The organism is Roseomonas sp. TS2 (assembly GCF_058833935.1).
In genome coordinates this window covers 1-5,143 of the sequence record NZ_JCACVY010000249.1, presented here as the reverse complement: position 1 = coordinate 5,143, position 5,143 = coordinate 1, and the positions used below count along the sequence as shown (strand labels likewise).

6 protein-coding genes and 1 pseudogene are annotated in these 5,143 nt (G+C 72.5%); 6 read left to right on the top strand and 1 reads right to left on the bottom strand.

Translation table 11 applies throughout. From position 1 onward, the window contains the following. The 3 genes from ACZJYS_RS22545 to ACZJYS_RS22535 form a co-directional block, all read left to right on the top strand. The coding region (locus tag ACZJYS_RS22545) for a hypothetical protein (protein ID WP_493180400.1) at nucleotides 1-400 on the top strand (400 nt) is incomplete at its 5' end. Nucleotides 401-477: 77 nt separating this feature from the next. Next, on the top strand, nucleotides 478-1,080 hold the full coding sequence (locus ACZJYS_RS22540) for a hypothetical protein (protein WP_493180399.1): 603 nt from the start codon (nucleotides 478-480) through the stop codon (nucleotides 1,078-1,080). 87 nt (nucleotides 1,081-1,167) lie between these two features. Then, nucleotides 1,168-2,757 carry an ABC transporter substrate-binding protein gene (locus ACZJYS_RS22535; RefSeq protein ID WP_493180398.1) on the top strand — a complete coding sequence of 530 codons (1,590 nt, stop codon included), beginning with the start codon at nucleotides 1,168-1,170 and terminating at the stop codon, nucleotides 2,755-2,757. 58 nt (nucleotides 2,758-2,815) lie between these two features. Here ACZJYS_RS22535 and pdxY read toward each other — a convergent pair whose 3' ends face one another. After that, nucleotides 2,816-3,676, bottom strand: a complete 861-nt coding sequence (gene pdxY, locus ACZJYS_RS22530; RefSeq protein ID WP_493180397.1) for a pyridoxal kinase PdxY — start codon at nucleotides 3,674-3,676, stop codon at nucleotides 2,816-2,818. A gap of 198 nt (nucleotides 3,677-3,874) precedes the next feature. Between pdxY and rpmE the strand changes: the two genes are divergently transcribed. The 3 genes and pseudogenes from rpmE to ACZJYS_RS22515 all read left to right on the top strand — a co-directional run. Beyond that, nucleotides 3,875-4,105: a 50S ribosomal protein L31 gene (gene rpmE / locus ACZJYS_RS22525; RefSeq protein WP_109516023.1), complete on the top strand. Its 231-nt coding sequence runs from the start codon at nucleotides 3,875-3,877 to the stop codon at nucleotides 4,103-4,105. A gap of 217 nt (nucleotides 4,106-4,322) precedes the next feature. Continuing rightward, nucleotides 4,323-4,799 (top strand): Hsp20 family protein, encoded by a 477-nt coding sequence (locus ACZJYS_RS22520; RefSeq protein ID WP_493180396.1) that lies wholly within the window; start codon nucleotides 4,323-4,325, stop codon nucleotides 4,797-4,799. 135 nt (nucleotides 4,800-4,934) lie between these two features. Further along, nucleotides 4,935-5,143, top strand: a pseudogene (locus tag ACZJYS_RS22515) (MFS transporter); the annotation flags it as partial.

Genomic DNA, 5,143 nt, shown 5'->3' with positions numbered 1-5,143 from the left:
GCATGGCCGCCCGGCGCTGGCGGCGCTCGCCGTGGCGCAACTCGAATACATCGCGGTGGAGCTGCCCTCCGGCCGCTTCGGCGATGTCGGCATGGTCTCGCCCTCGCTGCTGGCGGCGCGGGACGAGGTGCGCGGCGCGCTGGGCATTCCCTCCACCGCGCCGCCGCAGGCGGTGATCGACGCGATGGCGGCGGCGGCCACCGCCCCGGGCGGAGACCCGGCGGGGCCGGCCGCGCTGCCACCGGGCCTGTTCCCGCTCGGCGGCGCCGAGGTGTGGCGCCGCCTCGGCCAGCTGCCCCGGCTGCCCCAGGCCAATGCCGGCACCCTGCGCGCCCTGCGCCACTGGGAGTTCGGACCGGAGGAGCCGTTCGAGATGAGCAGCCTGTCGCGGCGCCGCTGAGCCCGCCCGCGCCGCCGCTTTGGCACGCCGCGCCGGCTGCGGCATTCTGCCCGCCTGACCTGATCGGAGTGCCCCGCATGCGCCGAGTCCCCGCCCTTCCCCTGACGGCGCTGCTGCTGGCCGCCCTGGTGCTGCCCGGCTGCGCGGAGCTGCGCACGCCCCGCCCGCGGGTCAGCCTGCCGCTGGAGCTGGTGCCCAATGCCGAGGACCCGGTGCGCAGCGCCGCCCGCCTCGCCTCCGCCGCCTTCGCCGACCAGGGCGCCGCGCTGCAGGGCCACCCGGCCGAGACCGCCCGCGCCGCCGCGCGGCTGGAATACCTGGCGCAGACCCTGGCCGCCGATCCGCGCTACGCCGCCCTGCCGCCGGGGCTGACGCTGGCGCTGCGCGGCGCGGTGGGCGAGGTGCGCGGCGCGCTGGGCCTGGCCGAGGCGGCGCTGCCGGAGCAGGCCATCGCGGCCCTGGCGCAGGCCGCCCGCGCGCTGGAGGGCCGGGGCGATGCCGCCGCCGTGCTGGTGCCGCCGCTCTTCCCCGCCGGGGCGGAGGCCACGCTGCGCCGGCTGCGCGAGCCCGGCCCGCTGCCGGAGGCCGCCATCGCCACCGGCCGCACGGAGGAGGCGATCCGTGCCCTCGACATCGGCACCGGCTGGACCCTCTCGCCCGAGCGCTCGACGCTGCGCTGAACCGCGCCCCTCCATCCTTTCGCTTCAAGAGCGGGGGCGGATGTGCAGAATGCCGCCCTTCGTGTTCCGTAGATCTGGGAGTTCCTCATGCAGCGACGCAGTTTCCTGGCCGGCACCGCCGGCCTGACCGCCGCCGCGCACCTCGCCCGCCCGGCCCTGGCGCAGGGCGAGGCCAATCAGGTGCTGCGCTTCATCCCGCAGGCCGATCTCAGCATCCTCGATCCGCTGAACACCACCGCCTACCCGACGCGCAACCACGGCCATCTCTGCTGGGACACGCTGTACGGGCTGGACCTCGACTTCCGCCCGCAGCCGCAGCTCGCCGCCGGCCACACGGTGGAGGATGACGGCAGGCGCTGGACCTTCACGCTGCGCGAGGGCATCCGCTTCCACGACAACGAGCCGATCCGCGCCGCCGACGCCGTGGCCTCGATCAGGCGCTGGATGCTGCGGGACACGCATGGCCAGACGCTCTCGCAGCGTGTCGAGGAGATCCGCGCGCTGGACGACCGGCGCTTCGAGATCCGCCTGAAGCGCCCCTTCGGCCCGATGCTGGACGCGCTGGCCAAGGCCTCCTCCTACCCCTGCTTCATCTACCCCGAGCGCTTCGCGACGCAGGACCCGGGCCGCGCCTTCACCGAGGTGGTGGGCTCCGGCCCCTACCGCTTCGTGGCTGAGGAGCGCGTCTCGGGCAGCCAGGTCGTCTATCGCCGCTTCGAGGGCTACAAGCCGGCCGGCGGCGCCGTCAGCCTGACGGCGGGGCCGAAGCTGGCGCTGTTCGAGCGGCTGGAGTGGAAGCACATCCCCGATCCCGCGACGGCCGCCGCCGCGCTGCAGGCCGGCGAGGTGGATTGGTGGGAGCAGGTGGCGCCCGACCTGCGCCCGCTGCTGCGCCGCGGCCGCAACATCACGGTGGACCGGCTGGATTTCGGCGGCACGGTGGCGATGCTGCGCCCCAACCACCTGCACCCGCCCTTTGACAACCCGGCGCTGCGCCGCGCCCTGCTGCCCGCCATCCGGCAGGCCGACTACATGACCGCCATCATGGGCGACAACCGCGACCTGTGGCGCGAGGGGATCGGCTGCTTCCCCGAGGGCAGCCCGATGGCGTCCGACGCCGGCATGGAGGCGCTGACCGGTCCGCGCGACTTCGAGGCGGCGAAGCGCGCCGTCCAGGCCGCCGGCTACAAGGGCGAGAAGGTGGTGATGCTGCACCCCACCGACATCGTCAACAACAACAACCTGACCGCCGTGGCGACGGACATGCTGCAGCGCACCGGGCTGAACGTGGAGAGCGCCACCTCCGATTGGGGCACGCTGCTGCAGCGCCGCGCCAACAAGAACCCGCCGGGCCAGGGCGGCTGGAGCGCGCTGATCGTGCTGTTCGGCGGCATGGACCTGGCCAATCCGGGCGGCCACCCCCTGCTGCGGGCGAACGGCCAGAATGCCTGGTTTGGCTGGCCCACCGCGCCGAAGCTGGAGGAACTGCGCGACCAGTGGTTCGACGCGCCGGACCTTGCCGCGCAGCAGCGCATCGGCCGCGAGATCCAGACGCAGTTCTTCCAGGACGTGCCCTACTACCCGCTCGGCCAGTACCTGATCGACAGCGCCTGGCGCAGCAACCTGACCGGCCACCGCAAGGGCATGGCGCTCCCCCTCAACGTGAAGCGCGCCTGAGACTCGCAGAAGAAAGATGGGGGCCCGGGGGAATTCCTTCCCCCGGCCTTTCTTCTGCTCAGCAGCCTTCCGCGAGAAAAACCCGGCTCGGCGCCACGAACTCCTCCTGCGCCGCCACGGTGAGGATCTCGCGCGACGCCGCCTCCGAGGTCCGCCGCAGCAGCCCGTAGATGGAGGAGGCGGCGGCCGCCAGCGCCGCGCTGGCGCTGCCGCTCTTCAGCCGGTGGAACAGGAAGAGCGCCGCGATGGCGTCGCCCGCGCCGTTCACCGAGAGCGGCAGCATCGGCGTGGCGACGCGGTGGAACGCACCCCCCTCGGCCGCCAGCATCTCGATCCGGTCCTCCGGCGTCTCGGCCACGCGCAGCGAGGTGACGAGCACGCAGCGCGGCCCGCCCGGCGCCATGGTGGCCTGCAGCGCCGCGACCGCCGCCTTGGCCTCGGCCAGGGTGGTGACGGGCATCCCCGTCATCCATTCCAGCTCGAACTGGTTGGGGGTGAGGATGTCGGCCGCCGGCACGGCGCGGTCGCGCATGAACTCCGGGATGCCCGGGCGGACGAAGACGCCGCGCCCGACATCGCCGATCACCGGGTCGCAGCAATAGAGCGCGGCGGGGCTGGCGGCCTTCACCTTGGCCACCGCCTCTAGGATCGCCTCGCCGATGGCGGCATCGCCCATGTAGCCGGAGAGCACGGCGTCGCAGCGGGGCAGGGCGCCGCGGTCCTCGATGCCCTGCACCAGGTCGCGCACCAGATCGGCGCCGAAGACCTGCCCGCGCCAGGAGCCGTAGCCGGTGTGGTTGGAGAACTGCACCGTGTTCACCGCCCAGACCTCGGCCCCCAGCCTTTGCAGCGGGAACACCGCCGAGGCATTGCCGACATGCCCGTAGGCGACCCAGGACTGGATGGAGAGGATGTTCATGCGCCTGACCCGGTGGTGGAGGCGGGGCCGCGCCCCGCGGCGGCAAGCTGTAGGAAGGGGCGCCCGGCCGGTCAATCCGGCGGCGGAATCGGCGCGCCGCGCGGCCTGCTCGGTTGCACCGGGGGGGCGCTGCCTGTAGAAGCGGCGCTTCCGTGCGGCCGGTCGGCATCGGCTGCTCCATAATCAGACGAGTGCGCCATGAAGCCCGACATCCATCCGGACTATCACGAGATCAACATCATCATGACCGACGGGACGACCTACAAGACCCGGTCATGCATGGGCAAGCCGGGCGAGACGCTGCGCCTGGACATCGATCCGAAGTCCCACCCGGCCTGGACCGGCGTGCAGCGCGTGATGGACACCGGCGGCCAGATCGCCAAGTTCAACAAGAAGTTCGCCGGCATCGGCGCCCGCAAGAAGGGCTGATGCGCAAGGCCCCGCGGGGCCTTCCACCGACGCGGATTTTTGAGCGCCACTCCCTTGAAGCAGGGGGTGGCGCTTTCCATTTCCAGCCCTGCCAGCGGTGCCCGGATCGGGGCCGCCGGTGTGATCCAGACGCGACGGGGCCGCCCTTGTGGGGCCCGCATGGCGCGGCGGATCGCAACGCAACGGACCCTTGCTTGGATTGAGAAGGCTCCTGACCATGAACGCTTTCGACACCGCCCCCCTGTTCCGCTCCGCCATCGGCTTCGACCGCCTGACCCGGCTGATCGACACCGCCCGCGCCGCGTCCGAGGGGCCCTCCTACCCGCCCTACAACATCGAGAAGACCGGTGAGGACGCCTATGTCCTGACCATGGCGGTCGCCGGCTTCGGCCCCGAGGACCTGGAGATCACCGCGCAGGACAATGTGCTGGTCGTCTCCGGCAAGGCCGCGCCGGTGAACGAGCAGGAGCGCCGCTACCTGCACCGTGGCATCGCCGGCCGCGCCTTCGAGCGCCGCTTCGTGCTGGCCGACCACATTCAGGTGGAAGGCGCCGACCTCGCCAACGGCCTGCTCAACGTGGCGCTGAAGCGCCAGGTGCCCGAGGCGCTGAAGCCCCGGCGCATCGCCATCGGCAGCGCGCAGCCGCGCCAGCCGGTGCTGGAGGGCAAGTCCGAGAGCCAGCTCGCCGCATAAGGGCGGGCCGGACCGAGTGATGGGCCGGGGTGGCGACACCCCGGCTTTTTTCATGCCCGGCCTTTTTCCCGCGCCAAGGCTTGCCCGGCGCGGAAGCCTCGCGGAAGCTGGGGCTGCACCTTCCGCAGCCGGGCCATGATCCAGGATCCAGAGAAATTCCGCACGGTGACGGCGCTGGGCATCGCCCAGACCCTCGCCTGGGCCTCCACCTACTACCTGCCCGCCATCCTGGCGCGCCCGATGGCGCAGGATCTCGGCCTCTCCACCTCCACGATCTACGCCTACTTCTCCATGGCGCTGCTGCTGACGGCGCTGCTCGGCCCGCTCACCGGCCGCATCATCGA

Excerpts from the sequence above, each read along its gene's own strand:
- rpmE (WP_109516023.1), top strand. The coding sequence starts at position 3,875 with ATGAAGCCCGACATCCATCCGGACTATCACGAGATCAACATCATCATG.
- ACZJYS_RS22520 (WP_493180396.1), top strand. The coding sequence starts at position 4,323 with ATGAACGCTTTCGACACCGCCCCCCTGTTCCGCTCCGCCATCGGCTTC.
- ACZJYS_RS22540 (WP_493180399.1), top strand. The coding sequence starts at position 478 with ATGCGCCGAGTCCCCGCCCTTCCCCTGACGGCGCTGCTGCTGGCCGCC.
- ACZJYS_RS22535 (WP_493180398.1), top strand. The coding sequence starts at position 1,168 with ATGCAGCGACGCAGTTTCCTGGCCGGCACCGCCGGCCTGACCGCCGCC.
- pdxY (WP_493180397.1), bottom strand. The coding sequence starts at position 3,676 with ATGAACATCCTCTCCATCCAGTCCTGGGTCGCCTACGGGCATGTCGGC.